This is a genomic window from Streptomyces sp. NPDC052225 (genome assembly GCF_040679615.1).
Lineage (GTDB): Bacteria > Actinomycetota > Actinomycetes > Streptomycetales > Streptomycetaceae > Streptomyces.
The window spans coordinates 18,386-44,624 of record NZ_JBFAVD010000017.1; the positions used below are offsets into that span (position 1 = coordinate 18,386).

At 72.3% G+C, this 26,239-nt stretch carries 25 protein-coding genes; 18 read left to right on the plus strand and 7 right to left on the minus strand.

The window, feature by feature from the left end:
• The first annotated feature begins 34 nt into the window (after positions 1 to 34).
• The 3 genes from dapD to AB0L37_RS23750 all read left to right on the plus strand — a co-directional run bounded on the left by dapD (position 35) and on the right by AB0L37_RS23750 (position 3,005).
• Positions 35 to 1,024: a 2,3,4,5-tetrahydropyridine-2,6-dicarboxylate N-succinyltransferase gene (gene dapD, locus AB0L37_RS23740; RefSeq protein WP_365508826.1), complete on the plus strand. Its 990-nt coding sequence runs from the start codon at positions 35 to 37 to the stop codon at positions 1,022 to 1,024.
• Positions 1,025 to 1,203: 179 nt separating this feature from the next.
• Positions 1,204 to 1,788, plus strand: coding sequence for a SigE family RNA polymerase sigma factor (locus AB0L37_RS23745; RefSeq protein WP_365508829.1), 585 nt, complete (start codon positions 1,204 to 1,206; stop codon positions 1,786 to 1,788).
• The gene (locus AB0L37_RS23750) at positions 1,785 to 3,005 is read left to right on the plus strand and encodes a WD40 repeat domain-containing protein (RefSeq protein ID WP_365508832.1); all 1,221 of its coding nucleotides are present in this window, start codon (positions 1,785 to 1,787) and stop codon (positions 3,003 to 3,005) included. Before AB0L37_RS23745 ends, AB0L37_RS23750 begins: the two co-directional genes overlap by 4 nt.
• Here the strand turns inward: AB0L37_RS23750 and dapA are convergent.
• The gene (dapA, locus tag AB0L37_RS23755) at positions 2,992 to 3,885 is read right to left on the minus strand and encodes a 4-hydroxy-tetrahydrodipicolinate synthase (protein WP_365508834.1); all 894 of its coding nucleotides are present in this window, start codon (positions 3,883 to 3,885) and stop codon (positions 2,992 to 2,994) included. The two genes, AB0L37_RS23750 and dapA, sit on opposite strands and share 14 nt — an antisense overlap.
• Before the next feature lie 219 nt (positions 3,886 to 4,104).
• Here dapA and AB0L37_RS23760 point away from each other — a divergent pair, with 219 nt between their 5' ends.
• Genes AB0L37_RS23760 through AB0L37_RS23785 form a run of 6 tightly spaced genes read left to right on the plus strand, consistent with a single transcriptional unit; the run spans position 4,105 to position 6,290 of the window.
• Positions 4,105 to 4,425: a hypothetical protein gene (locus tag AB0L37_RS23760; protein ID WP_365508837.1), complete on the plus strand. Its 321-nt coding sequence runs from the start codon at positions 4,105 to 4,107 to the stop codon at positions 4,423 to 4,425.
• A complete protein-coding gene (locus AB0L37_RS23765) occupies positions 4,422 to 4,556 on the plus strand; it encodes a hypothetical protein (protein ID WP_365508840.1) in 135 nt (44 codons plus the stop codon). The genes AB0L37_RS23760 and AB0L37_RS23765 overlap by 4 nt, the downstream gene beginning before the upstream one ends.
• Positions 4,553 to 5,233 (plus strand): hypothetical protein, encoded by a 681-nt coding sequence (locus AB0L37_RS23770; protein WP_365508843.1) that lies wholly within the window; start codon positions 4,553 to 4,555, stop codon positions 5,231 to 5,233. The genes AB0L37_RS23765 and AB0L37_RS23770 overlap by 4 nt, the downstream gene beginning before the upstream one ends.
• Before the next feature lie 54 nt (positions 5,234 to 5,287).
• Positions 5,288 to 5,710 carry a phage holin family protein gene (locus AB0L37_RS23775; RefSeq protein ID WP_365508846.1) on the plus strand — a complete coding sequence of 141 codons (423 nt, stop codon included), beginning with the start codon at positions 5,288 to 5,290 and terminating at the stop codon, positions 5,708 to 5,710.
• Positions 5,707 to 6,021 carry a DUF3618 domain-containing protein gene (locus AB0L37_RS23780; RefSeq protein ID WP_365508849.1) on the plus strand — a complete coding sequence of 105 codons (315 nt, stop codon included), beginning with the start codon at positions 5,707 to 5,709 and terminating at the stop codon, positions 6,019 to 6,021. Before AB0L37_RS23775 ends, AB0L37_RS23780 begins: the two co-directional genes overlap by 4 nt.
• Positions 6,021 to 6,290, plus strand: a complete 270-nt coding sequence (locus AB0L37_RS23785) for a DUF4235 domain-containing protein (RefSeq protein WP_365508851.1) — start codon at positions 6,021 to 6,023, stop codon at positions 6,288 to 6,290. Before AB0L37_RS23780 ends, AB0L37_RS23785 begins: the two co-directional genes overlap by 1 nt.
• Before the next feature lie 57 nt (positions 6,291 to 6,347).
• On the opposite strand, the gene AB0L37_RS23790 is transcribed toward AB0L37_RS23785, so the two are convergent.
• The gene (locus AB0L37_RS23790) at positions 6,348 to 8,168 is read right to left on the minus strand and encodes an endonuclease/exonuclease/phosphatase family protein (RefSeq protein WP_365508854.1); all 1,821 of its coding nucleotides are present in this window, start codon (positions 8,166 to 8,168) and stop codon (positions 6,348 to 6,350) included.
• 224 nt (positions 8,169 to 8,392) lie between these two features.
• On the opposite strand from AB0L37_RS23790, the gene AB0L37_RS23795 reads away from it, so the two are divergent.
• Positions 8,393 to 9,832, plus strand: coding sequence for a hypothetical protein (locus tag AB0L37_RS23795; protein WP_365508857.1), 1,440 nt, complete (start codon positions 8,393 to 8,395; stop codon positions 9,830 to 9,832).
• Between the two features lie 308 nt (positions 9,833 to 10,140).
• The gene (locus tag AB0L37_RS23800) at positions 10,141 to 11,601 is read left to right on the plus strand and encodes an alkaline phosphatase PhoX (RefSeq protein WP_365508860.1); all 1,461 of its coding nucleotides are present in this window, start codon (positions 10,141 to 10,143) and stop codon (positions 11,599 to 11,601) included.
• A gap of 18 nt (positions 11,602 to 11,619) precedes the next feature.
• Here AB0L37_RS23800 and AB0L37_RS23805 read toward each other — a convergent pair whose 3' ends face one another.
• Entirely contained in the window at positions 11,620 to 13,089 is a 1,470-nt protein-coding gene (locus AB0L37_RS23805; RefSeq protein WP_365508863.1) for an amino acid permease, read from the minus strand.
• Between the two features lie 364 nt (positions 13,090 to 13,453).
• On the opposite strand from AB0L37_RS23805, the gene AB0L37_RS23810 reads away from it, so the two are divergent.
• Complete coding sequence (locus AB0L37_RS23810; protein WP_365508866.1) at positions 13,454 to 15,040, plus strand: TROVE domain-containing protein; 1,587 nt, start codon at positions 13,454 to 13,456, stop codon at positions 15,038 to 15,040.
• A gap of 4 nt (positions 15,041 to 15,044) precedes the next feature.
• Here AB0L37_RS23810 and AB0L37_RS23815 read toward each other — a convergent pair whose 3' ends face one another.
• A complete protein-coding gene (locus AB0L37_RS23815; RefSeq protein ID WP_365508869.1) occupies positions 15,045 to 16,481 on the minus strand; it encodes an MFS transporter in 1,437 nt (478 codons plus the stop codon).
• A gap of 160 nt (positions 16,482 to 16,641) precedes the next feature.
• Here AB0L37_RS23815 and AB0L37_RS23820 point away from each other — a divergent pair, with 160 nt between their 5' ends.
• The 3 genes from AB0L37_RS23820 (at position 16,642) to AB0L37_RS23830 (ending at position 19,936) form a co-directional block, all read left to right on the plus strand.
• The gene (locus tag AB0L37_RS23820; protein ID WP_365508872.1) at positions 16,642 to 17,232 is read left to right on the plus strand and encodes a helix-turn-helix domain-containing protein; all 591 of its coding nucleotides are present in this window, start codon (positions 16,642 to 16,644) and stop codon (positions 17,230 to 17,232) included.
• A gap of 83 nt (positions 17,233 to 17,315) precedes the next feature.
• Positions 17,316 to 18,560, plus strand: coding sequence for a TerD family protein (locus AB0L37_RS23825; protein ID WP_365509215.1), 1,245 nt, complete (start codon positions 17,316 to 17,318; stop codon positions 18,558 to 18,560).
• Positions 18,561 to 18,652: 92 nt separating this feature from the next.
• Positions 18,653 to 19,936: an amidohydrolase gene (locus tag AB0L37_RS23830; RefSeq protein ID WP_365508874.1), complete on the plus strand. Its 1,284-nt coding sequence runs from the start codon at positions 18,653 to 18,655 to the stop codon at positions 19,934 to 19,936.
• Between the two features lie 60 nt (positions 19,937 to 19,996).
• Here AB0L37_RS23830 and AB0L37_RS23835 read toward each other — a convergent pair whose 3' ends face one another.
• Both AB0L37_RS23835 and AB0L37_RS23840 read right to left on the minus strand, forming a co-directional pair.
• A complete protein-coding gene (locus tag AB0L37_RS23835; protein ID WP_365508876.1) occupies positions 19,997 to 21,724 on the minus strand; it encodes a PP2C family protein-serine/threonine phosphatase in 1,728 nt (575 codons plus the stop codon).
• A gap of 127 nt (positions 21,725 to 21,851) precedes the next feature.
• Positions 21,852 to 22,700: an NAD(P)-dependent oxidoreductase gene (locus AB0L37_RS23840; protein ID WP_365508879.1), complete on the minus strand. Its 849-nt coding sequence runs from the start codon at positions 22,698 to 22,700 to the stop codon at positions 21,852 to 21,854.
• 255 nt (positions 22,701 to 22,955) lie between these two features.
• Between AB0L37_RS23840 and AB0L37_RS23845 the strand changes: the two genes are divergently transcribed.
• From AB0L37_RS23845 to AB0L37_RS23855, 3 genes are all read left to right on the plus strand, one after another.
• Positions 22,956 to 23,921 (plus strand): 5-dehydro-4-deoxyglucarate dehydratase, encoded by a 966-nt coding sequence (locus AB0L37_RS23845; RefSeq protein WP_365509218.1) that lies wholly within the window; start codon positions 22,956 to 22,958, stop codon positions 23,919 to 23,921.
• Positions 23,918 to 25,084 (plus strand): hypothetical protein, encoded by a 1,167-nt coding sequence (locus AB0L37_RS23850; protein ID WP_365508882.1) that lies wholly within the window; start codon positions 23,918 to 23,920, stop codon positions 25,082 to 25,084. The genes AB0L37_RS23845 and AB0L37_RS23850 overlap by 4 nt, the downstream gene beginning before the upstream one ends.
• Before the next feature lie 85 nt (positions 25,085 to 25,169).
• The gene (locus AB0L37_RS23855) at positions 25,170 to 25,745 is read left to right on the plus strand and encodes a TIGR03086 family metal-binding protein (RefSeq protein ID WP_365508884.1); all 576 of its coding nucleotides are present in this window, start codon (positions 25,170 to 25,172) and stop codon (positions 25,743 to 25,745) included.
• A gap of 124 nt (positions 25,746 to 25,869) precedes the next feature.
• On the opposite strand, the gene AB0L37_RS23860 is transcribed toward AB0L37_RS23855, so the two are convergent.
• Positions 25,870 to 26,229 (minus strand): nuclear transport factor 2 family protein, encoded by a 360-nt coding sequence (locus tag AB0L37_RS23860; protein WP_365508887.1) that lies wholly within the window; start codon positions 26,227 to 26,229, stop codon positions 25,870 to 25,872.
• Positions 26,230 to 26,239: the final 10 nt, after the last annotated feature.

Sequence of the window (26,239 nt, forward strand, 5' to 3'; positions counted from 1 at the left end):
CATCCGCGGGGGCCCGCCGATTAAGTTGGCCCCCATGACCGACACCATTGCTCCGCGTTCCACCGGCGCCGTCGCCGCAGGCCTTGCCACCGTCACCGCCGACGGCACCGTTCTCGACACCTGGTTCCCCGCGCCCGAACTCGTCGCCGAGCCGGGCCCCGCCGGGACCGAGAAGCTCTCCGCCGAGAAGGCCGTCGAACTGCTCGGCGAGGGCGCGGCGAAGGCGATCGGTCCGGACGCCCGCCGCGGTGTGGAGATCGTCGCCGTCCGCACGGTCATCGCGTCCCTGGACGACAAGCCGCTCGACGCGCACGACGTCTACCTGCGGCTGCACCTGCTCTCGCACCGCCTGGTCAAGCCGCACGGCCAGAACCTGGACGGCATGTTCGGCTTCCTCGCCAACGTCGCCTGGACCTCGCTCGGCCCGGTCGCCGTCGACGACGTCGAGAAGGTCCGCCTGAACGCCCGCGCCGAGGGCCTGCACCTCCAGGTCACCTCCATCGACAAGTTCCCGCGCATGACGGACTACGTCGCCCCGAAGGGCGTGCGCATCGCCGACGCCGACCGGGTCCGCCTGGGCGCGCACCTCGCCGAGGGCACCACGGTCATGCACGAGGGCTTCGTGAACTTCAACGCCGGCACGCTCGGCACGTCGATGGTCGAGGGCCGCATCTCCGCCGGCGTCGTCGTCGGCGACGGCTCGGACATCGGCGGCGGCGCCTCCACCATGGGCACCCTCTCCGGCGGCGGCAACGTCCGCATCGTCATCGGCGAGCGCTGCCTCGTCGGCGCCGAGGCGGGCGTCGGCATCGCGCTCGGCGACGAGTGCGTCGTCGAGGCGGGCCTGTACGTCACCGCGGGCACCCGCGTCACGATGCCCGACGGCGAGATCGTCAAGGCCCGCGACCTCTCCGGCGCCTCGAACATCCTCTTCCGCCGCAACTCGGTGACGGGCACGGTCGAGGCCCGCCCGAACAACGCGGTGTGGGGCGGCCTGAACGAGATCCTGCACAGCCACAACTGAGCAGCCCAGGCCCAGCACGTCGTACGAGCGGCCCGCGTCCGGGAATTCCCTGGCGCGGGCCGCTCGCGCGTGTGCGGGAGAAAAATGTCGGGGGGCAGGCATAGCGGTGCCCGGGTGCGCTCGTCATCAGGGGAGAGAGCGTGTACAGCCGGGGGAGCCCGGGGGGAAGAGAGGTGGCGATGGATGCCGTACGCGAGGGGCTCGGCGAGAGCGGAGAAGGAGCCGAGAGCTTCCGGGATTTCGTGGCGGGGCGGTCGTCGGCGCTCCTGAAGACGGCCGTGCTGCTGTGCGGCGGCGACCGGCACGCCGGTGAGGACCTGTTGCAGGGCGCGCTGATCAAGGTCGCGGGGCGCTGGAACAGGGTCGAGGACCCCGAGGCGTACGTCCGTCAGGTCCTGTACCGGCAGCAGGTCAACCGCTGGCGGCTCAAGTGGCCGCGGCGCGAGGTGAGTTACGGGGACGTGCCCGACGCGGCCGGAGGTGACGGGGGTACCTCCGCCGCGGAGCTGAGGGTCGTGCTGCGCGCGGCCCTGGCCCGGCTCACCCCGCGCCAGCGCACCGTCCTCGTCCTGCGCTACTTCGAGGACCTGCCCGAGGCCGACGTGGCCCGCGCCCTCGGCTGCACGGTCGGAACCGTGCGCTCCACCACCCACCGCTCCCTGGCCAGGCTGCGCAGCCTCGCGCCCGAGCTGAGCGCGCTGGGCCTCGCCGACGGCGAACAGCCGCCGTCCCGTGACTACGCGCCCGTGGAGGTGCGCCCGTGAACGTCGACGACATGCTGAAGGACGCGCTGCGCGAGCAGGCCGCCCGCGTCGAACCCGCGCCCGCGGACTTCGCCGACCGGGTGCTCGCGACCCGGCGCAGGCGGCGCGGCCGCGGGATCGCCGTCGCGGCCGTGGCGGTGACCGCCCTGGTCGCCGGAGCCGTCGTGGTCCCGCAGATCGGGGGCGGCGAGGACGTCAGGCCCGCCGGGGTGACCGGTACGCAGGACGTCATCGCGCACCCGGACCAGTCACCGCCGAAGGACGTGATCGCGGCGGGGCGGACGGCACTGGCGTCGTTCGTCACGGGGAAGAGCGTCGTGTACAAGAACGGTGACGGTCACCAGGACCGCATCTACGGCGTGATCGACCCGACGACCAAGACCTACCGCAAGACCACCGCGTGGTCCTGGCTGACCGTCGCTCCGGGGCTGCGTACCGCCGCCGTGCTGGAGAAGAAGTGGCCGGTCGACCGGATCGGGATGCTCGACCTCGCCACGAACAAGGTGAAGCGGTGGATCCCGGTGAAGGAGGGGGTCGCCGGGGTCGGGTTCTCGCCTGACGGGAGCAAACTGGTCGCCACGACGTACGCGAAGGACCCGGACAAGCTCTACAAGCGGAACAGGGTCGAGGACGGCAGCGGCAAGGTCATGCCCGGCCCGGACTTCCAGTCGACCAGGAACGGCTTCGCCGTCGTCGACGTCAGGACGGGACACAGCGACTGGCACGCGGTCGACGAGAACGACGACATCAACGCCCGGCAGGACTTCGCGTTCAACGCCGACGGCACCCTCGTGCACGCCGGTGTCATGACGGGTGGCGTCCCCGAGCAGTACTTCGACCTCCAGGGACGCAAGGCTGCCGTGCCCGCCAACGAGCGCCACGTCCACTGGTTCATCGAGGCGGGCCTCTCGCCCAACGGCAAGCTGGTCGCCGGCGACTTCGCAGGCAAGGGCGACCAGATCGCTGTCGCCGTGAACGACGCCCGCACCGGCAAGCTCGTCGAGAAGCTGCCCGCGCAGCAGCTCGTCGCCTGGGCCGACGACAAGCGCGTCATCGCCTGGGGCTGCGACCCGCACAAGTGCAACGGCAAGGGAGAGTTCCACAATCAGCTGCTCCTGATCACCCTCGGCAGCCACAAGGTCGTTCCGCTCAGCGACTTCCGCAAGGCGTCGGCCGACTATCCGGGGCGCTGGAGCCCGGAGTTCACGACGCGCTGACCAGCTCGTCGTACGCCGCCCGCAGCCCGTCGACCGCGTCCCGGTCGGCGGGCCGCAGCGGTGCGCGGACGGGGCCGCCGCCCGGCAGGCCGAGATCGGTGAGGAGCGCCTTCGCCGTCACCGTGCCCGGCAGGCCCGCGTTCATCATCAACTCCGTGAGCGGGACGGTGAGTTGCTGGAGACGGGCGGCGTCCTTCGCGCGTCCCTCGTCGTACGCGTCGACGATCGCGCGGAACGTGGCGGGCGCGACGTTCGCCACGGTCGAGACACAGCCCGCACCGCCGAGCGCGTACAGGGCGAGGACGTACTCGTCGCAGCCCGTGTAGTACGCCAAGTCCGTTTCCCGCATGACCCTTTGGGTGCCGAGCAGGTCGTACGCGCAGTCCTTCACCGCGACGATATGGGGATGCTCCGCGAGCCGGATCATCGTGTCCGGCTCGATGCGCGTGCCGGTGCGGCCCGGGATGTCGTAGAGCATGACGGGCAGCTCCGTCGCGTCGGCGAGGTCGCGGAAGTGCGCCTCGACGGCGTCCTGCGGCGGCCGGCTGTAGTACGGGGTGACCGCCAACAGGCCGTCCGCGCCCGCCTGTTGGGCCTGTGCGGCGAGGGCGATCGTGTGCCGGGTGTCGGACGTGCCGATGCCGGCGATGACCGCTGCCCGTCCGTCGGCCGCCGCGCGCACCGCCCGCACGAGGTCCGCCTTCTCGGCGTCGGTCGTGGCGGGGGACTCCCCGGTCGTGCCGGAGAGCACCAGGCCCTCGCAGCCCTCGGTGATCAGCCGGTCCGCCAGCTTCTGCGCGGCGTCCAGGTCGAGGGCGCCGTCCTCGGCGAACGGCGTGACCATGGCGCACAGGGCGCGGCCGAAGTGCGTTCTGTTCATGGGGGCAGTGTCGGCCGCCCGACAGTGAAGCTCCACTTAAATCTGCTACGAGGTAAGGCGGAGCGCTGCTGAAGAGTGTGAGGGATAGGACATTTTTCCGGGCGTTCTCGGGCGGTTTTGGCCGGTGGATGTCCTTCAGTCGGCCCGCGTGGAACCCGATGAACTGCACAGAGCACGTGAGTGTGTTGTTCGTTTCATACGGGTCTTGAGGGGTTTGTGGTGCGAGACGTGGTGATGGCCCTGGCCATGCCCGTGCTGATGTGCGCGAGCGGGATCTACGCGGCGGGTGCGGCGTGCTGGCGGCGCAGGCGCCCGGCAGCCCCGCCGCACTCGCAGGCGGGGCTGCGCCTCGCGGGCGAGCGGGCGGTCGCCGTGGCCGAGGCGATGGTGGCCGACCATTACGCGCTCCTTGTCTGCGACGGGGCCGGCGGCAGAGGCGGCGGTGCGGGCACCGGTGCGAAAAAGCCCGGGATGCGCCACCATGAGAAGCCGGTGGCCGACGACCGGGTCGCCGAAGGCCGTTCAGGGGAGGCAGCATGAGGCTCGGCAAAGCACTCGCCACCGGGATCGCCGAAGAGGCACCTGAACTCCCGGTGCAGGAGCCGGAGTTCACGGAGCCCGCAGAGGGCGTCGAGCCGGCGGAGCCCGTCGAGGTCCCGGCCGCACGATGAGGCTGCGGCTCCCCGAGGAACGTCCCACGGAGCCGCCCACCGGATACAAGATCGCCCACCCCGTGCTCGACGCGGATGGTGGGCGCGCCGGTTTCCTGGGTGTCTCGCTGGGTGCGGCCGCGCCGTACCGGGTGCTCGACGACGCGCGCTGCGTCTACGGGCGCAGACACCGCGCACCGCACCGCCGCTGCGACTGCGGATTCCACTGCGTGCACGAACGCGCGGTCGCCGAGGGGCTGTTGGCGAGCGAGGAGCACCGCAAGGCCGTGCTCCTCGAAGTCTCCGTGCTCGGCCCGTACCTCCGCTTCGAGCGCGGTTTCCGCTACGGCCGGCAACGGGTGCGGAGCGCGACCGTCGGGCCCTGCCCGTGCGGGGCGCCGGCCTCCGTGCTCGCCGACGCCGGGTGGGGCCGCGAGGGGCGGCGCGTCCTGGAGGCCGCGTGCGGCGGCTGCGCGGGTGGCAGGCCCCGCTGGACCCTCGCCACGTTCGCCCGCCTGGCCGGCGACGGCCTGCGGGTCGTGGCCGCACCCGGCACCGACGTACCCCTCGGTGAGACGCCCGGCATACCCGAGCTGGTCGCGGAGGCGGCGCTGCTCCAGGCGCGGCTCGACTGGTTCCAGGGGCAGTTGGCGCGGATCGGCCGGGCGAGGGGGCCGGGGCGCGACACGGACGGATAGCGCGCCCGACGGCGGGTACCCGGCACGTCCACGCACCGAAGGAGGCGGGAGACGGTGACCGGGACCACCGACCAGTACGCCGGACAGCACACGGAGCGGCGCTCCGTCAGCGAGCTCGTCGAGCAGGCGACCGAGCAGCTCTCCACGCTCGTACGGCAGGAAATGGCGCTCGCGCGCTGGGAGTTGACCGAGAAGGGCCGCCGGGCCGGACGCGGCGGCGGACTGCTCGGCGCCGCGGGGGCCGTCGCGTACGTGGCGTTCATGGTCCTGGCCGGAGCCGGGACCGCCGCCCTGGCCCTGGTGCTGCCCGTGTGGGCGAGCGCCCTGATCGTGGCGGGCGTGCTGTTCGCCGTGGCCGCGGTGCTCGGCATGCTCGGCCGCAGCGAACTGAAGCAGGCCACCCCACCGGTGCCCAGCGAGGCCATGACGGAGATCAAGCACGACGTCGACGAGATCAAGGGAAGGGCGCATCGATGAGCCGTACGGACAGCACGCCCGGAGCCAAGGGGCCCGAGGAGCTGCGCCGCGACATCGCGCACAGCAGGGGAGAACTCGCGGACATCGTAGGGGAGTTGGCGGAGCGCGCCGATGTGAAGGGGCGGGCGCGGGACAAGGCCGTGCAGCTCGCCCACCGCGTCCAGGACGGCACCCCGCAGCCCGTGCGCCACGCCACGTCGACCGTCGTACGGGCCGGGCTCGACTACCGTAAGCCGGTGCTCGTCGCCGCGGCCGGGGCCGCCGTGGCCGTCGCCGTCGTGCGCCACCGCAGCCACACGGGGCGGCGCTGATGGGCCGCGCCGTCAAGATCGTCTACCGCCCCCTCGGCATGGCCACCGGCCTCGCGGGCGGACTGCTCGCCCGCGCGGTCTTCAACAAGACCTGGAAGGCGCTGGTCGGCGAGGACGACGCCCCCGACGCCATGGACGAGGACCGCGGCTGGGGCGAGGTGCTCGGCGCGGCCGTCGTCCAGGGCGCGATCTTCGCCGTGGTGAAGGCCGCCGTGGACCGAGGCGGCGCGGTCGGTGTGCGCCGGGTGACCGGGGTCTGGCCCGGCTGACCGGGCCGAACGAGCCTGCCGGGCGGGGGAGTGCGGCCCCCGCCCGGCAGCCCCGTGTCACGGCCGGAAGCGCAGGACCTGCGGGTCGTGGTCGCTGATCTGGTCGTGGAACTCGCTGTTGATGTGCACGCTGTCGTAGTCGAACCCGCCCTTGCGGATCGACGGGCTCACCAGGATCTGGTCGAGGACCTGGCTGTTGCCCTGGTAGTCGTACGTGTAACGCTCCTTCTTCGGCAGCGACTTGATGCCCGAGTACAGGTCGCCGTCGCCTTCCAGGATCTTCGCCGTGTCGGAGAACTCGAAGTCGTTGATGTCGCCGAGGGCGATGACGTCCGCGTTCTTCTGGGCCGCGTAAATGCTCTTCACGAAGGTGTTGACGGCCGTCGCCTGCGCATGGCGCTGGGTCTCCGAGCTGCGCGGCACCGGCTGGAACTGCGAGGTCAGCGCGTAGTCGCCGCCCTTGGAGTTCAGGTGGTTGGCGATCACGAAGACGGTCTTCCCACGGAAGACGAACTCGCCGGCCAGCGGCTTGCGGCTCGCGTCCCACGCCGTGTTCGCGGGGTCGACGCGGCCGGGCGACGCGGTCAGCTGCGCCGCTCCGCCGACCCTGGTGACCCTGACGGCCGTCGTCGCGTCGCCGCCCGCGCGGTCGGTGAACGACACCCGCTCGGGGTTGAAGAGAAACACCTGGCGGATGTTGCCGCCGGGCTCGCCGCCGTCCTTGTCGTTGACCGGGTCGATGGAGCGCCAGTCGTAGCGCGGGCCGCCTGCCGCGACGATCGCGTCGATCAGCTTGCCCATGGTCCGGTCGGCGGCGACCGTGCCGTCGTCCTTCGCGCCGTTGTTGTCCTGGATCTCCTCCAGGGACACGATGTCGGGTGCCTGGAGGTTGTTCACGATGGCGCTCGCGTGCGCGGCGAACGTGCCGTCGGACGGGTCGAGGTTCTCGACGTTGTACGTCGCCACGGCCAGCTCGCGCGAGGACTGCTTCTTCGTCGTCTCGCGCTCGATGCCGCCCGGCTCGGCGGCGCCGATGGTGGCCGCGGAGATCGTGTAGCCGCCGTACGAGTTGAAGTCGAGCGGGCCCTCGGTCGTGCCGGTGAGGCGGTCGCCGACGTCGACGGTCGGGAACTCCTGCGCCGAGTTCAGCGGCATCACCTGGAGACGGCCGGTGTTCTGGTCGTCGTACGAGCGGTAGAGGGAGCCGCCGCGCGCGGTGCGGTTCTCGTGCGGCTTCACCGTGACCCACAGCTCGTCGTACGCGTTCGAGGCGGTGACCACCCGCGAGGAGCCGATCGCGACGCTCATGCCCTCGAGGGACTCGTAGTAGTCGAGGGCGTACGCCGACGGGTCGAGCGTGAGGCCGTTGATGGAGTTGCCCGCGGCGCTGTCGCCGGCCGGGGCGTACGCGTCCGGCACCGACTTGGCGGTGATCGCCGTGGCGGCGGGCAGCGCGTTGCCGGACGAGACGACCGTGACCGTCGGCTTGCTGATCTCGGTGAGCGACTGGTTGCCGGTGCTCACCACGTACTCGGTGACGGTGCCGGAGACCGTCACCGCGTCGCCGACGGCGACCTTCGGAGCGGAGCCGGTGTAGACGAACACGCCCTCGCTGGTGGCGGGATCGTCGTCCGGGTTCGGGTCCTGGATCCAGAACCCCTTGGAGCCGGTGGTGCGGACGGCGGTGACGATGCCCGCGACATCGGTGACCGCCTGGCCCTTGTACGGGGATATCCGGGTCGTGCCCTGGATGTCGTGGACGGCGACCGTGGCGGCGTGCGCGGTGCCGGTCAGGGCCACGGCGTACGTGGCACAACTGGCGGTGGCGACGGCGAGCGCCGCGAGACGGGTGCGGCGGTGCGTGGACTTGCTCGGCAAGGGGATCCCTCCGGGGACGTACGTGAGCGCCGGGACGAGGGTGGAGCACATCGGCTTCTACGCGCGTAAATCTCTTGTGTGGGCACGGGAGTTGTCAAGGTTTCGTGGGCGTCCGTGAGGCGAGCGGAACCTGACGGGTACATGAACCGGGCAGCAAAGGGTCAAATCCGTCTAGGCTGAGCGGTCGCAGAACCAGGCTTTCAGCCCCTGAGGAGAACCAGCCGATGTCAGACAGCTCCCCCCTGCCGCCGGTGCGGCTGCCCGCCGAAGCGGAGCTGGCGCGGGACGCCCTTGCCACCCCTCTCCTGTCGCGAGCGGTGCGGCTCGCCCGCTGGGCCGGGCCCGACACCCGGGTCGGCGCGGGCGGCGAACTCGTCGACGAGCAACTGCCCGGCGCCGCCGCCGAGCTGGGGCTCACCGACGACGAGGACGGCGCCGCGTACGCGAGCGAGGCCTGGCGCGTCGCCGTCGACACCGGTCTGGTCGACGTCGTCGACGAGGAGGAGGGCACCGTCACCGTCGGCGCGGAGCTCGGCACCCTCACCTCCGGCGCCCCCGCGGACGTGCTCGACCTGTGGCTCGGCGCGCTCGACACGGTCCTCGCCGACGCGACCGTGCCCGACCTCGACGACCTGGTAGGCGCCATGGGCGAGGACGGCGGCGAGATCGACTTCTCGCAGCTCGACTGGGACCCGGAGGCGGAGGCCGAGTTCCTGGAGGGCGTGCTCGGCAACCTGTACCTGCTGACCGTCAGCGAGGGCGGCGCCGGCGAGGGCCCGGTGCCGCTGCCCGCGCTCGCCGCGTCGATGATCGTGCCCGACGACATGGGCGAGCCGACCGACGACGTCCTGGAGCAGGTGTCGGACGCGATGATGCGCCTCGACGACCAGTTCCGGCTGCTCGACCCCATCGGGCTCGTGGAGTTCCAGCCGGTCGACGAGGCGCTGATGGCGGACATCGACGACCCGGCCGAGCCGGTCGCCGAGCCGGTCGACGAGTCCGACGTCTCCCGGTACGGCATGGTGCGGCTCACCCCGCTCGGCCTGTACGGGATCCGCGCGCGGATGCTGGACGCGGGCGTCGAGGCGCCGGCCGTCGGCGACCTCGCCGACAAGGGGGCCGACGTGCTCCTCGACAGCACCTCCGGCTTCCCGCAGGCGGCCGCCCAGGCCGAGATCGAGCAGTGGCTCGCGCGGCGTGAACCGCTGGGCGCGGCACGGGAGTTGCTCGGCGCCGCCCGGGGCGCCGACGCCGGGGCGCCGCTGCGGCGGCTGCGCTGCCAGCAGGCCCTGTCGCTGGTCGGCGCCGAGGCCGAGCCCGCGCTGCGCGAAGTCCTCGACGACCCCGAACTCGGCGGTCTCGCCCGGGTCTGGCTCGCCGAACACGGTGCGGCGGACGTGCCCGCGCCCTCGCAGGACCTCGTCTTCTGGCTCACCGTCGACACGATCGCGGCGCAGCTCTCCCTGGAGGGCAACTCGGACGAACTCCAGGCGCTGGTGGAAGGGCTTGCCGCGCAGCACAGCGGGTTCTTCGCGACGGCGTGGCGGGTTGAGCACCCGGCGACGGCGGATGTGCTGGAGGCGATGGGCCGCCTCCACCCGGACAAGAAGGTGGCCAAGGAGGCCCGCAAGGCGGCGTTCAAGGCTCGGTCGGCGGCGCAGTAGCGGTTGCCGGGTGCGCGTGGCCGGGCGTCTGCGGGTGCGGTGGGGGCGGGTCGCGCAGTTCCCCCGCACCCGTTACCGCGGGAACCCCTGCCGCGCGCCGGGGCGGTCAAGGCGTTCTGCGTGACATCTCGAGATTCCGTACGAGATGCGCCTGTTGACCTTCTTCGCGAAGATTCCCGGACGTCATGGAACCGGGCCCCCGGACGTAGGGCGGCGTTCAACCGCCGTTCAGGAACGGGCGAGAACGTATGGCCGAAAACAGGTCCGCCCCCCCGCACCGCCTTCACCTCAACCGGGAGACAGCCACCATGCCGCTCACTCGCAGGGACTTCGCCAGACGCTCCGCCGCCACCGGCGCGGGTGTCGCCCTGGCCGGCTCCGTCGGCGCCCTCGCCACCGCTCCGGGCGCCCTCGCGGCCACCGATGACACCGCGGCCGCCGGTGCCGACGCCGAGTCCGCGCGCAAGGGCGGCCACCACCACGGCGTCGGCTACGGCCCGCTGGTGCCCGACCCCGACGGCATCCTCGCGCTGCCGGAAGGGTTCTCGTACAAGGTCATCACGTACTGCGGGAAGACCAAGCTGGAGTCGGGCGAGTTCACGCCGTCCAACCACGACGGCACATCCACCTTCGAGGGCCCGCGCGGCACCACCCTCCTCGTCAACAACCACGAGCTGGCCGGCGCCCGTGCCGACTGGCCGCACCCGGTCCCGCTGACCGAGGGTCTCGTCTACGACCCGATGGCGGCCGGCGGCTGCACCGTCGTCGAGGTGCGCCGCGGCGGCGAGGTCGCCGAGTGGGTCGGCATCGCCGGCACCGCCACCAACTGCGCGGGCGGCAACACCCCGTGGGGCACCTGGCTGACCTGCGAGGAGACCGAGGACAAGGCCGGCAAGAACGGCTTCACCAAGGACCACGGCTACGTCTTCGAGGTCGACCCGTACGACCGCCGGGCCAACCGGTCGCCCAAGCCCATCAAGGCACTCGGCCGCTACGCCCACGAGGCCGTCGTCGTCGACCCCAAGCGCGGCCACCTGTACCTGACCGAGGACGCGTCGGGCCCCAACGGCCTCTTCTACCGCTGGACCCCGCCGCATGGCTTCACGCACGGCCGAGGCAAGCTGCGCACGCTCGCCGACGACGCGGGCACGTACGAGGCGTTCAAGTGCTTCGACTCCGGCGGCCGGTTCGTCGACGACCTCTCGCGCGCCACGAAGATCGGCACTGTGTACGGCGTCGACTGGGTCGAGGTCCCGGACCGCGACGCCAAGGCGGTCTCCGTGCGCAAGCAGTTCGCGGAGGGCGAGATCACCCGCGCCCGCAAGCTGGAGGGCATGTGGTGGGGTGACGGCGGCGTGTACGTCGTCTCGTCGTTCGCCCGCGCCGAGAGCCCGGTCGCGCACGACGGCCAGGTCTGGTTCTACGACCCCAAGCGCCGCACCCTCACCCTGAAGGTGCTGTTCGGGGTGAACCCGGACCCGTCGGTCGACGGCGCCTTCGACGGCCCGGACAACATCACCGTCTCGCCGTACGGCGGTCTGGTCATCGCCGAGGACGGCGAGGGCGTCCAGCACCTGTTCGGCGCGACCGACGGCGGGCGCACGTACCCGATCGCCCGCAACGAGCTGAACATCGGCACCGCGCAGGAGCCGGAGTACAGCGAGTTCACGGGCGTGACGTTCTCGCCCGACGGCCGCACCCTGTTCGCCAACATCCAGTCGCCGGGCATCATGCTCGCGATCACCGGCCCCTGGAAGCGCCAGAAGTAGCGGCCCGTTCGTCCCGGGCTATTGCAGCGGGTCCACCGGCGGAGCCTCCTGCTCGTCGGCGATGCGGTGGACCCGCCCGCGCACCGCGTACCAGCCCGCCGTCAGACACAGCGCGATGGGAATGAGCATCAGGACGGTGTCGCGGCCCGCGCCGTCCTTGTCGAACCACATCATCACGATCACGCCGAGCAGGAAGGCGATCGTGATCAGCTCGATCCACGGCGACCACCACAGCCGGAACGAAGGACGGTGCACCACGCCCTCCTTCGAGCGGCGCACGAACACCAGGTGGCAGAGCATGATCATGCACCAGGTGGAGATGACGCCGAGCGAGGAGATGTTCGTGACGATCGCGAACGCGTCCTCGGGCAGCCACGCGTTCAGCGCGACGCCGAACAGCGCCGCCGTCGCCGTCAGCAGGATGCCCCCGTACGGGACATGGCTGCCGCTCATCCGGGCCGTGAACGACGGCGCCGAGCCCGCCATCGACATCGAGCGCAGGATGCGCCCTGTCGTGTAGAGACCGGAGTTGAGCGAGGACATCGCGGCCGTCAGCACGACCAGGTTCATGATGCCGCCGGCCGACGGCACCCCGATCTTCGACAGGACCGTCACGAACGGGCTCTGGTCCGCCGAGTACGCCGTCCACGGCAGCAGCAGCGTCAGCATCACGACCGAGCCGACGTAGAAGATGCCGACCCGCCACATGATCGAGTTCACGGCCTTCGGGACGAGCTCCTCCGGGTTCTCCGTCTCGCCCGCCGTCACACCGACCATCTCCACGGCCGCGTACGCGAACACGACGGTCTGCGTGATGAGGACGACGGGGAGCACACCGAGCGGGAAGAACCCGCCGTTGTCGCTGATCAGCGAGAAGCCCGGGTCGTTGCCGTCCACCTCGTGGCCGGTGACCAGGAAGAAGATGCCGATCAGCAGGAACAGCACCAGCGCGGCCACCTTGACGATGGCGAACCAGAACTCCATCTCACCGAAGCTCTTCACGGAGATCAGGTTCACGGTCAGCACGATCGCCAGCGCGATCGCGGCGAGCACCCACTGCGGGACCGACGTGAACATCGACCAGTAGTGCACGTACAGGGCGACCGCCGTGATGTCGGCCATGCCCGCGGTCGACCAGTTCAGGACGTACATCCACCCGGCGACGAACGCGCCCCGCTCGCCGAGGAACTCACGGGCGTACGACACGAACGAACCGGACGACGGCCGGTGCACGACGAGTTCGCCCAGGGCCCGCACCACGAAGAACGCGAACATCCCGCAGATGGCGTACGCGAACGCGAGGGCCGGGCCCGCCTTGGCGAGGTTGCCGCCCGCGCCGAGGAAGAGGCCGGTGCCGATCGCGCCACCGATCGCGATCATGCTGATGTGCCGTGGTTTCAGGGACTTGGCATAGCCGAGGTCACCGGCGTCAGTGACGCCTTCCGCGGTGAGCGGGTCGTCGAGGTGCGCATCTTTTTCCGGGTTCACGCGGGGAACTCTCGCAAAATAAATGCCTGGCGTGGCTGATGCGCGCCGCCATACAGTCGTTCCCGTCGAGAGCAGCACCTCCCGGTGCGCGAGGCGGCGGTTACTTCCTTTCCAGAACGAATACCGCGGCCGGCTTGATCTCGGGAGGCGCAGCAGATGGTGTGTGCCCGGTGCGCAGGCAGCGGATACTTCTTTGATCCGGCGGTTGCGGGTTCGAGTCCCGTCGGCGACTTCAGGTCGTCGTAGCTCAATCGGCAGAGCACCAGAATGGACCGCCGCCGACTTCCGATCTCGGGCACGCTCCATTCGCTGCGCCTCCCTCCGAAGCTCACAGAGCACTACTCATGAATTCGGGGGAATTCTCATGGCGCGTTTCAACCGTAAGTCCGCGAAGGCGGCCGTCCTTTCCGCCGTGCGCACCACGGGGCGCACCCTGGCCACCCACGAGGGCGGCCGTGGATTCCAGCGCGACGCACGCTCCGAGCTCTTCCTGCTCGCCGTCGCCAACTTCGTGTCCCAGCAGACCTTCTACGAGGACGGCGCCGCCCGCGACGACCGCTTCGCCGCGCTGGTGCGCGAGCTCGCCGTGTCCGACCCGGAGTGGACCGCGGGCCTGCTGGGCTGGCTGCGCGGCGAGGGCAACCTGCGCACCGCCTCGCTCGTCGGAGCCGCCGAGTACGTGAAGGCGCGCCTCGACGCGGGCGCCACCGACGGGCCCGCGAACCGCGAGGTCGTCGCCTCCGTGCTGCGCCGCCCCGACGAGCCGGGCGAGCTGCTCGGCTACTGGACGCAGACGTACGGGCGGGCCGTGCCCAAGCCGGTCAAGCGCGGCATCGCCGACGCGGTGCGCCGGCTGTACCACGACAGGGCGCTCCTGAAGTACGACACCGCGTCCAAGGGCTTCCGGTTCGGCGACGTCCTGAACCTGGTGCACGCGGCGCCCGACCCGGCGAAGGCCTGGCAGGGCGAGCTGTTCCGGTACGCGCTCGACCGCCGGCACCACCCGGACACGGCGGTGCCCCCGGCGTCGAGTCACGTCCTGTGCGCACACCGAGAGTTGATGGCGGTGCCGGTCGACGCGCGGCGCTCCGTGCTGACCTCCGCGGACGGCGCCGAGCGGCTCGCCGCGGCGGGCATGACGTGGGAGGCGCTGGCCGGCTGGCTCCAGGGGCCGATGGACCGGGCGGCGTGGGAGGCCGTCATCCCGTCGATGGGCTCGATGGCGCTCGTCCGTAACCTGCGCAACTTCGACGAGGCAGGGGTCTCGGACGAGGTCGCGGCGCGGGTGGCCGCGAAGATCTCGGACCCGGCCGAGGTGGCGCGCTCGCGGCAGTTCCCGTTCCGCTACCTCGCCGCGTACCAGCACGCGCCGTCGCTGCGCTGGGCGTACCCGCTGGAGCAGGCGCTCGCCCACTCCCTGTCCAACGTGCCGTCCCTGAGCGGCCGTTCGCTGATCCTGGTGGACCGCTCGGGCTCCATGTGGGGCCGCCTCTCCGACCGCTCGCAGCTCAACCGGGCCGACGCGGCGGCGGTGTTCGGCACCGCGCTCGCGCTGCGGGCCGAGCGGGCCGACCTGGTGCAGTTCGGCACCGGCAGCGCCGACGTGATGTACCGCAAGGGCGAGTCGGTCCTTAAGATCCTGGAGCGGTTCGGCAGCCTCGGCGGCACGGACACGACCGAGGCGGTACGCCGTCACTACCGCGGCCACGACCGGGTGCTGATCGTGACCGACGAGCAGGCGGCGTACAGCCACCACGGCGACCCGACCGCGCGGATCCCGGCGCAGGTTCCGGTCTACACATGGAACCTGGCCGGGTACCGGGCGGGCCACGGCCCCTCCGGGTCGGGCAACCGGCACGTCTTCGGCGGCCTCACGGACGCGGCGTTCCGGACGGTGACGCTGCTCGAGTCCGGTCGCGATGCCAACTGGCCCTGGATGCAGCGGAGTTGAGCCGTCAGGTCGCCTTCGTCCCGCGGGGTGTTCCCCGCAGGACGAAGGCGACCACCAGCAGGGCCGCAAGGCCGATCAGCGCGCCCACCTCGAACGCCCGGCCCGCGCCGTGCACGAGGACCGCGTCCGCCGTGCCCCGGGTGTGCCGGGCCGCCGTGCCGTACACGGTGACGAGGACCGCGAGGCCGAGCGTGCCGCCCAGCCACTGGAAGGTCTGGAGCAGGCCCGAGGCCGCGCCCGCCTCGTGCGGTGTGACGCGTGCCAGGATCGTCGCGTTGAGCGGCATGAAGCTCAGGCCGACGCCCACGCCGAGCAGCACCATCGGGCCGAGCAGCCCGGCCGCGTACGAGTCGTCGACGCGCAGCCGTGACAGCCATCCGGCGGCCGCCACCGTCAGCAGCGAGCCGGTCAGGAGCAGCGGCTTCGGGCCGAGCCGGGCGAGCAGCCGCGGCGCGGCCCGCACCGTCGCGAACGCCCCGGCCGTCAGCGGAAGGAAGGCGAACCCCGCCTTCAACGGGCTGTAGTCCAGGACCTGTTGGATGTAGAGGGTGAGGAAGTAGAAGGCGCCGAAGTTCCCTGCGGGCAGCAGCAGGATCACGGCGTACGCGGCCGCCCTGGTGCGGTCGCGCAGCAGGGTGAGCGGCGCGATGGGCTGCCGGGCGCGCGACTCGACGCAGAGGAATCCGGCGAGCAGCACGGCCGCGATGAAGAAGCAGGTCAGGGCGCGGGTGTCGGACCAGCCGCGGTCCGAGACGCGGAGGAAGGCGTAGACGAGGGTGAACATGCCGGTGGTGCCGGTGACGGCCCCCGCCGCGTCGAACCGCCCGGTGCGGCGCGGGGTTTCGCGCACGGCCCGTGGCAGGGCGAGCGCCAGTGCGGCACCGATCGGTACGTTGATCAGCAGGGCCCAGCGCCAGGACGCCAGGTCGGTGAACGCGCCGCCCACGACGAGCCCGATCGAGGCGCCGATGCCGGCCATGGAGGAGTAGACGGCCAGCGCGCGATGGCGGGCGGGGCCGTCGGTGAAGTGCGTGGTGATCAGGGCGAGGGTGCTGGGCGCGATGAGGGCCGCGCCGACGCCCTGGACGGCGCGCGCGGCGAGCAGCAGCCCGCCGTCGGAGGCCAGGCCGCCGAGCAGGGACGCGGTCGCGAAGATGAGGACTCCGCAGGTCAGCGCCTTGCGGCGACCGATAAGGTCGCCCGCGCGGCCGCCAAGGAGGAGCAGGCCGCCGAAGGTGAGGGTGTAGGCGTTCAGGACCCACGACAGGCCCGTCGGGGCGTAGTCGAAGGTGCGCTGGATGTCGGGCAGGGCGACGTTCACGACGGTCGAGTCGACGCCGACCATGAGGTAGGCCGTGACGACGAGGAGAAGGACGGCGCCGGGACGCGTTACCGTGCGCTCTGCGGACAGGGGCGGTGTGACGGGCGGTGCGGAGGACATGCTCGACTCCCGTACGGGGACGGTGGGTTGAGGACGGTGAGCGAAGGTGTGCGGGCAGCCCGGACTGCCCGCACCGAAAGCGGGGACTGTCTCCGTTTAGCTCCGGCTAAGATACGGAGACCGTCCCCGGTTGTGCAAGGTGCTTTGAGGAGGCGTGGAGATGTCCCAGGTGGGAGCGGGCCGCCCGGCCAAGCCGAAGCGAGCCGACGCGCGGCGCAACTACGAACGCCTCGTCCACGAAGCCGGGTTGGCGTTCGCCGAGAAGGGCGCGCAGGCCTCCCTCGACGACATCGCGAAGCGGGCCGGCGTCGGCTCGGGCACGCTCTACCGGCACTTCCCCACGCGGGAGGCGCTCATGGAGGCGGTGTACGTCGGCCAGTTCGACGAACTGGCCGAGCAGGCGCGGCGGCTGGCCGCCGAGCTGCCCCCCGCCGAGGCCCTCTTCGCCTGGCTGGCCGCCCTGGGCGATCAGATCGTGCGGGTGCGTGCCCTCAAGACGCTGCTCGGGGCGGCCGTCGCCGAAGGCGGCGCGGCCCTCGTCGTCCAGTGCGGTGACGTCCTCAAGGCGGCCGCGGCCGAGCTGCTCGCGGCGGCCCAGGAAGCCGGCGAGGTGCGGGCCGACCTCACCCATCTGGAGCTGCTGCGGCTCAATCACGCCATGGTCGCCGCGGCCGAGCTCGCGGGCGACGGACCCAAGGACATCGGCCGCTACCAGCAGCTTCTGCTCGAAGGGGTCCGGGCGAAGCCGTGACGGCGCCCCGGGGGTCCCGGAAGAAAAGTCTTCGGTAAGGGAACGGTAAAGCGGAGCCGCTCGTTACCCCAGGCATGACAGCTATGACCCCCGGCTCGAACATCCCGCTCACGGCGCAGCGTGTGGCGGTGGACGTCACGGGCCCCGTGCGGCTCGACGTATCGGGCCTGCTGCTCACCGCCGACGGCAAGGTGCGCTCGGACGACGACTTCATCTTCTACAACCAGCCCGCGGGCCCCGGCGTGAGCTATACGTCGGGCGGTGGCACGAGCCCCGACTCGATCACCGTGGACACGGCCGCCGTGCCGCCCGGCATCGAGAAGATCGTCGTCACCGCGAGCCCGGACGCGGCGGGGCAGACGTTCCAGGGCATCGAGCCCACGGCCACGATCCGCAACGCGGACGACGGCTCGGTCCTCGCCACGTTCACGCCGCCGCAGCTCGGCGCCGAGACGGCGCTGGTGGTCATGGAGGTGTATCTCCGCAACGGCGCGTGGAAGGCGCGCGCCGTGGGCCAGGGGTATGCGAACGGGCTCGCGGGCATCGCCACCGACTTCGGCGTGAGCGTCGAGGAGCCGGCCGCGCCGGCCGCGCCCGCCCCGGCTCCCGCCCCCGCCGCGGCGCCGGTCGCCCCGCCCGCCGCCATGCCCGCGCCGACCACGCCCCCGGTCGACCCGCGCATCGCCCCGCCCCCGCCGCCGGCCGCGGCCCCCGCCGCGCCCGCGCCCGCCGCCCCGGCCCCCGGCTCCGGCAAGATCAACCTGGACAAGGGGCGCGTCTCCCTCCAGAAGAACCAGACGGTGTCCCTGGTCAAGGGCGGAAAGCCGCTGCTCAGCCAGGTCAAGATGGGCCTCGGCTGGGAGCCCGCGTTCCGCGGCAAGGACATCGACCTGGACGCGTCCGTCATCGCGTACGGGCCGCAGCGCAACCACATCGACACCTGCTACTTCGGCAAGCTGTCGATCGTGAACGGCGCGATCAAGCACTCCGGCGACAACCTCACGGGCGAGGGCGGCGGCGACGACGAGGTGATCGTCGTCGACCTGGGCCGGCTGCCGCAGGACGTCACGGGCCTCGTCTTCACGGTGAACTCGTTCTCCGGCCAGAAGTTCACGGAGGTCGCCAAGGCGTACTGCCGGCTGCTCGACGCGGCCACCGGCGAGGAGCTGGTCCGCTTCGACCTCACGAACGCGGAGGCGCAGACCGGCGTCATGATGGCCAAGCTCATCAAGCAGTTCTCCGGCGAGTGGGAGATGACCGCGATGGGCGACTTCGTGAAGTCCCGCACCGCGCGCGGCATGGTCAAGCCGGCGGCGCAGGCCCTGTAGCCGCTGATCCGGTCCGGCCCTCGTGGCCGGGCCGGACGCCGGGCCCGGCGGTAGCGTGCTCGTGACAGGACGGGACACGAGGAGGCCGGGCCATGGCAAAGGCGCAGGTGCAGTCGGTGCTCGACGGGCTCGCGGGGATCCGGGAGGACCTCGCCGCGTTCTACCGGGACCTGCACCGGCACCCGGAGCTGTCCCTCCAGGAGACCCGCACCGCCGGCCTCCTCGCGCGGCGGCTGCGGGACGCCGGGTGCGACGAGGTCGCCGAGGGCATCGGCACCACCGGCGTCGTCGGCGTCCTGCGCAACGGCGAGGGGCCCGTGGTCATGCTCCGCGCCGACTTCGACGCGCTGCCCGTCGAGGAGAAGACCGGTCTGCCGTACGCCTCCACGGACCGCGGCGTCGACCACGACGGGCGCGACGTCCCTGTCATGCACGCCTGCGGCCACGACATGCACGCCGCCTGCCTCGTCGGCGCCGCCACGCTCTTCGCGCGGGCCCGTGACGCCTGGTCGGGCACCCTCCTGATCGTCTTCCAGCCCGCCGAGGAACTCGTCGTCGGCGCCCAGGGGATGATCGACGACGGCCTCTTCGAGCGGTTCCCCGTGCCCGGCATCGTCCTCGGCCAGCACGTCGGCCCGCTGCCCGCCGGGTTCATCGGACACGGATCGGGCCCGGTCATGGCGGCCGCGGACTCCCTGCACGTCACCCTGCACGGCCGCGGCGGGCACGGCTCGCGCCCCGAGTCGACCGTCGACCCGGTCGTCATGGCCGCGCACGTCGTGACCCGGCTCCAGGGCATCGTCGCCCGCGAGGTCCCGCCGTCCGAGCCCGCCGTCGTCACCGTCGGCCGGCTCCAGGCGGGCACCAAGGACAACATCATTCCCGACACCGCCGAGCTCGGGATCAACATCCGTACGTACACGCCGCAGATCCGCGACCTGGTGCGCGCCGCCGTCGAGCGGGTCGTGCGCGCCGAGTCCGCGGCCGGCGGCGCCGTCGCCGAGCCCGACCTGCGCTGGTCCGGCGCCGCGCCCGCGCTGGTCAGCGACCCCGAGGCGACCGAGGCGACGGTCGCCGCGTTCGCCGGGCACTTCGGTGAGCAGCGCCTCCAGAAGCTGCCCCTGATCACCGCCAGCGAGGACGTCGGCCTGTTCGGCGCCGTCCTGAAGGTGCCCACCGTCTTCTGGTTCTGGGGAGGCCTCGACACCGAGCCGACGGTCGCCGCCTTCCTGGAGGGCCGGATCGACGAACTCCCCGGCAACCACTCGCCGTTCTTCGCGCCGGTCGTCGAGCCCACGCTCAGCACCGGTGTGGAGGCGCTGGTGGTGGCCGCCCACACCTGGCTGAGCCGTCTCGACGGAGCGCGTCGACCCTAGTGCGTGCTCTGGGGGAGCTTGCCAGGTGTCGCGAGGCGGACGGGAATGGTCGGACAGGCGCTACGTCCGGCCGGGCGTGGGCGGGATGCGGCGCAGGGCGAGGAGCGTGGCGTCGTCGGTGCGGTGCGGACCGTCGAGCCGGGCGACCAGGCGCTGGGCGTAGTCGAGGAGGTCGTCGTGCCCGGCGCTGGGGGCCGCCTGGCGGTAGCAGTCCCGGGCGGCGGCCAGGAAGCGGGCGGTGTCCTCGTCCGGGTCGTGGCCGCGCCGTTCGGTCAGACCGTCCGTGTACAGGAGCACGATGTCGCCGAGCTGGAGGGAGACCGTCGCCGCACTGTACGTGGCACCGGGCAGCACCCCGACCGGCAGCCCGGGACCGCCCGGCGGCAGGGGCAGCTGCGTCGCCCGGCCCGCGCGCAGCAGGACGGGGCTCGGGTGTCCGGCGCAGGTCCAGCGCAACAGGCCGATCTCGGGGTGGTAGCGGGCGATGACGGCCGTCGCGGTGGACTCCATGCCGTCCGCGCAGGCCAACTCGTTGAGCCACTGCGTCAGTTGCTCGACCCGCTGCTCCGTGTAGGCGAGGCCGGCCAGGGCGTACCGCAGCTTCGCCATGAGGGTGACCGCTTCGAGGCCGTGGCCCCGCGCGTCCCCCAGCGCGACGAGCAGCCGGTCGCCGGGCAGCCTGCGGGCCTTGTACCAGTCGCCGCCGACCCCGGCCTCGCGGGCGTCGGGCCGGTAGACGACGGCGGCTTCGAGACCGTACGCGGCCAACTCGTCCTGGAAGTGCGGCAGTACGGCCTCGCGCAGTGCGCCCGCGACCTCGGCGACCGCCTCGGCGTGCTTGCGCTGGAGACGGGCCTCGCGCTCGGCGCGCTCGGCGGCGTCCCGGCGGCGCCGCTCCGCCGTCACGTCGACGAGGACCCCGCGCACCGCCCACACCAGGCTGCCGGGAGCGATCCGCAGGGGCTCGGCCGTCAGCCGGATCACCCGCGCGCCGGGGCCGCGCAGCCGCAGCTCGCACTCCGTCGTCCGCTTGCGCAGGATGACGTCGTACAGGGTCTGGTAGAGGCCGGGGAGGCTCTCCGGCGCGGTGGCCTCCGCGAGGTCGTACAGGCCGGGCAGCGGTGCGTCCGTGTCGAGGCCGAGGACCTGGCGGAAGCTGCCGGAGGGCGCGACCCCGTGATCGCCGAGGTTCCACTCCGCCCAGCAGACCCGCACCAGCTGCTGTGCGGCGGCGGCCATGTGCAGCCGGTGCCCGCGCTCCCAGACGGCGAGGACGTGGTCGCCGCAGGGAGCGACCTGCACCTGGTCGTTGATCCGCACCGGCCCCGCCGGGGTCCGTGCGATCCACTCGACGGTCTCGGGCCCCTGGACGGTGCCCTCGCGCAAGGCGCGGGCGATCATGCCGGGGACCGCCGTCGCCGCCATCCCGGGGAAGCGGTCGTACGCCGACACCGGGTCCGTCCAGGTCGGCATGGTGGTACGGGCGAAACGCTCGGCGGCGTAGGCGCGGGCCGCCGCGTTCTGGGACACGTAGAGGAGGTCCTGGATCCGCCCGTCGGCGTCGAGCACGGGTGCCAGCAGGAGCGCCGGCGTCGGCATGGCGTCGAGGAGCTGCTGCGTGGACGGCGGCGGGGGAGCCGGGTACTGGGCCGGACGGGTGGTCGGCGCGGGGGCGCTGTGCAGATCGGCGTACTTGCGTACGCGGCGGCGCTGGGCGGTGAGGAGCTCATGGATCGCCTGCATGTCCAGGCGGGAGCGGGTGTCGCGCGCCGCGGAGGGGTCCACCATGCGGATCGGGCCTCCAGTACGCGGAATGTACGGCAGTGCCGAACATGATCACCGCGATGGGCCCGGCCGGCCAGCCGGGGAGGGCCGGCCGGCGGTCTCCCCGACGGGTCAGGTGGGCGTCGACGGCTCAGTACGGCCAGATCGGCGGGTCGTTCACGAAGCGGCCGCCCATGTGGACGTGCGCCGGGTTGTCGTCGCTGAGCGGGCCGAACTCGGCGAGGAGCTTGTCCGCGTACTCCTCCGAGTCGTCCTGCGGCTCGTAGCCGAGGGCACGGGCGCTCGAAAGGTCCCACCACAGACGGGTGTTGGCGGACGATCCGTAGACGACGGTGTGGCCGACGCCGGGTGCGCTCAGCGCCGCGTGGAAGAGGCGGGCGCCGTCGGCCGGGCTCATCCACACCGACATCATGCGGACGTCCGTGGGCTCCTTGAAGCAGGAGCCGATGCGGACCGAGACCGTCTCCAGGCCGTGCTCGTCCCAGTAGAACTGGGCGAGGTCCTCGCCGAACGACTTCGACAGGCCGTAGAAGGTGTCGGGGCGGCGCAGGGTCTCGACGGGGACGAGCGGGGCGCCGTCCTCCACGCGCGGGCGCGGCGTGTAGCCGATCGCGTGGTTGGAGGAGGCGAAGACGATCCGGGGCGCCGTGCCGTCCGCGCGGGAGGCCGCCTCCTCGCGGACCGCTTCGTAGAGGTGGTAGGTGCCCTTGATGTTCGCTTCGAGGATCTTGTCGAACGTGGACTCCAGGGAGATCCCGGCCAGGTGCAGCACGCCGTCGACGCCGCGCACCGCCTCGCGCAGCGCCTCCGTGTCGTTCAGGTCGGCGACGATCGCGTCGGGCGCGTCCTCGACCGGGCGCACGTCGAGCAGCCGGAGCGTGTAGCCGTGCTGCGGGAGCAGCTCGCGCATCAGGGTGCCGAGGCCGCCGGCCGCGCCGGTGAGCAGGATCGTGCGGGGCCCAGAGGGGGCTGCTGACATGTGCGTCGTCTCCGTGTCCGTGAGCTGCATTCACATGCGTGGATGCGCGGGGCCACGCTAAGGAGGAGGCGTCCGAGCCGTCAAGAGTCCCGCCGATGCGGGGAGTTCGGGCGCTTGACCGTCCCCTTTGGGGCGGCTTACGGTGAGCGCGTTCAGAAATATAGACGCTAATCATAGACGTGCACATGCCTGCGGGCGGCGTAGAGGTCCGCGGGCGTGCGCCTGTCCGCAGTGTTCCAGGGAGAGTCCGTGACGATGCCCCCTCTTGGCCCCCTCGCCGCCCGGCTCGGCATCCCCAGCGGGCCGCTGTTCTTCCCCGTCACCGCGTACGGGCCCGACGGCGCCGTCGACCTGGACACCTACCGCACCCATGTGCGGCGCGGCGTCGAAGCCGGGGCCGCCGCCGTGTTCGCCTGCTGCGGCACTGGTGAGTTCCACGCGCTCACGCCCGAGGAGTTCGAGGAGTGCGTCGCCGCCGCCGTCGAGGCGACCGAAGGGCGGGTTCCCGTCGTCGCGGGCGCCGGCTACGGCACCGCCCTCGCCGTCCGCTACGCGCGCGCGGCCGAACGGGCGGGCGCCGACGGCCTGTTGGCGATGCCGCCCTACCTCGTGGTCGCCGGGCAGGAAGGCCTCCTGCGGCACTACAGCGAGCTGGCCGACGCGACCTCCCTCGACGTCATCGTCTACCAGCGCGACAACGCCGTGTTCACCCCGGAGTCCGTCGTCGCGCTCGCCCGCCACCCCAAGGTCATCGGCCTCAAGGACGGCCTCGGCGACCTCGACCTGATGCAGCGCATCGTCAGCGCCGTACGCACCGACGTCGGGGACGACTTCCTCTACTTCAACGGCCTGCCGACCGCCGAACTCACCGGCCTCGCCTACCGCGGCATCGGCATCACCCTCTACTCCTCCGCCGTCTTCTGCTTCGCCCCCGACATCGCGCAGGCCTTCCACAAGGCGCTGGGCACGGGCGACGACGCGATGGTGAACCGGCTCGTCGACGGCTTCTACCGGCCGCTCGTCGAACTGCGCAACCAGGGCCGCGGCTACGCGGTGTCCCTGGTCAAGGCCGGTGTACGGCTGCGCGGGCTCGACGTCGGCGAGGTGCGGCCGCCGCTGCACGAACCGTCCGAGGAGCACGTCAAGCAGCTCGCCGAACTCGTCGAGCGCGGCCGGGCGTTGCTCGAAGACCCCACCGACAACGAGGATGGCGCCGCATGAAGACCTCCGCCTTCGTCTACCCGTGGGACGTCAACGGCGACCCGGACGCCGCCCGCCGCATCGCCGACCTCGGCGTTCGGCAGGTCACCCTGGCCGCCGCCTACCACTCCACCCGGGCCCTCACGCCCCGCCACCCGCGCCACCGCGTCGTCACCGCCGAGCACGCCTCCGTGCTCTATCCGGTCGACGAACAGCGCTGGGAGGGGCGGGAGCTGAGGCCGTACGCCGCCGGTGACTGGGCCCCCGCAGACGCCTACGGCGAGGCCGCCGCCGCGCTCGCCGCCGCCGGACTCGACGTGCACACCTGGGTCGTGCTCGCCCACAACTCCCGCCTCGGCGCCGAACATCCGGACACCTCCGTCGTCAACGCGTACGGCGACCGCTACCCGTGGGCCCCCTGCATCGCCCAGCCCGCCACCCGCGCCTACCTCGTCGGCCTCGCCGCCGAAGCGGCCACCCGGCCCGGCGCGCGCGGCACCGAACTCGAATCCCTCGGCTGGTACGGCCTCGCGCATCTGCACGCCCACGACAAGACGGCCGGCGTCGGACTCGGCGAGGCCGGGCAGTACCTGATGTCCCTGTGCTTCTGCGCCGACTGCCGCACCGGGTACGGACAACACGGCCTGGACGCGGACGAGTTGGCGCGTGCCGTGCGGGCCGCCCTGGAACCCGTGTGGCGCGGGGAGGCCACGGACGACGGCTGGCCCACGGTCGAGAAGCTGCTCGGCGCGGAACCGGCCGCCGCCACCCGCGCCCACCGCGACGCCACCGCCCGCTCCCTCCAGGAGGCGGCCGTCGCGGCGGTGCGGGAAGCGGCCCCCGACGGCTTCCAGGTGCTGCTGCACGCGGACCCGGTCTCCTATCACTGTGGCGCCAACGCCGGTGTCGACCCCGCGCACATCCTCTCCGTCGCCGACGGCGTGGTCGTGCCCTGCACGGGAGGGGCCGCTCTCGTCGGGCCCTTCGCCCGGGCCGGGAAAGCCGCGAAGGTCGTCGCCGCGAACTTCACCGTCGTACGGGGGATGGGCGGCAGCCCGCACACCCTCGCCGCCGACGCGCGGGCCGCGCGCGACCTGGGCGCCACGGAGCTGCGGCTCTACCACGCGGGCCTCGCCTCGGACACGGACCTCGACACGGTGCGGGAGGCGCTCGCGCAGCTGTGACCCGCGGCACCGATGAGTTTCGGGCTGCGGGCCGGTCCACAGGTGACAGGGACGTACGGACACCCAGGAACCGGAAGGCTCACCCATGAGTGACGCGACAGTGGACATCGGCCCGCAGGCCCGCATCGTGGCGCACCTCGCCCACGGCGTGCGCGAGGACCAGCTGGACCTGCCCACCCCTTGCCCCGACTACACGGTGCGCCACCTCCTCGGGCACATCGTCGGACTCTGCGCCGGGTTGCGCGCCACCGCCCGCAAGGAGTCCGAGAAGAGCGGGCAGAACCCCGGCAGCGCACTGCCCGAACTGCCGGCCGACTGGCGCTCCGCCCTGCCCGGCGCGCTCGACGCGCTCGTCGAGGCCTGGGCCGAGCCCGCCGCGTGGGAGGGCATGACGCAGGCGGGCGGCATCGACCTGCCCGGGTCCGTCGGCGGCCTCGTCACCGCCGACGAACTCGTCGTGCACGGCTGGGACCTGGCCCGCGCGACCGGCCAGGAGTACGCGCCCGACGAGGCCGCGCTGCGGGCCGCGCACGCGCTGCTCGCTCCGGAGGAGGAGGGGCCCGCCGGGCTGTTCGGCCCTGTCGTGCCGGTGCCCGACGAGGCGCCGTTCCTCGACCGCGTCATCGGGCTGAGCGGCCGCGACCCGCACTGGAAGGCGTAGCCGCCACCGAACCCGTCGCCGGCCACGGGGAACATCCGTACAGCGAGCGGTAGAGAACGGGGCCGGGCGGCGTCTCCATGGACGCCGCCCAGCCCCGCGAGGTCGCCGGTTCGCTTCGCCTGGCTCAGGGCTCGATGCGCAGGTCCTCGATGAGGCCGTCGCGGAGGCTGAAGCGGAAGTGCAGGTCCACCACGCCGCCCGGGAAGTCACCCTCGACGTGTTGGACGGCGACGTAGTGGTCCGCATCGGCCTGCTGCGCACCGATGAGGTCGATCGTGTACGTGTACTCGCCGGCGGAGCGGGTCATCCAGGCTTCGATCGCCGGGGCTCCCTGATGGGTCTTGCCCTCGTCGGTCACGGTGGCGTCGGGGTGGAGGAAGCCGAGTGCCGTGGCGGCGTCGTGGGCGCGGTGCGCCTTGAGAAAGCCGGTGACGGCCTCGGGCAGAGCCTCGGGAGCGATGATCTGGGGCTGGTCGGGGGACATGAGTCTCCTG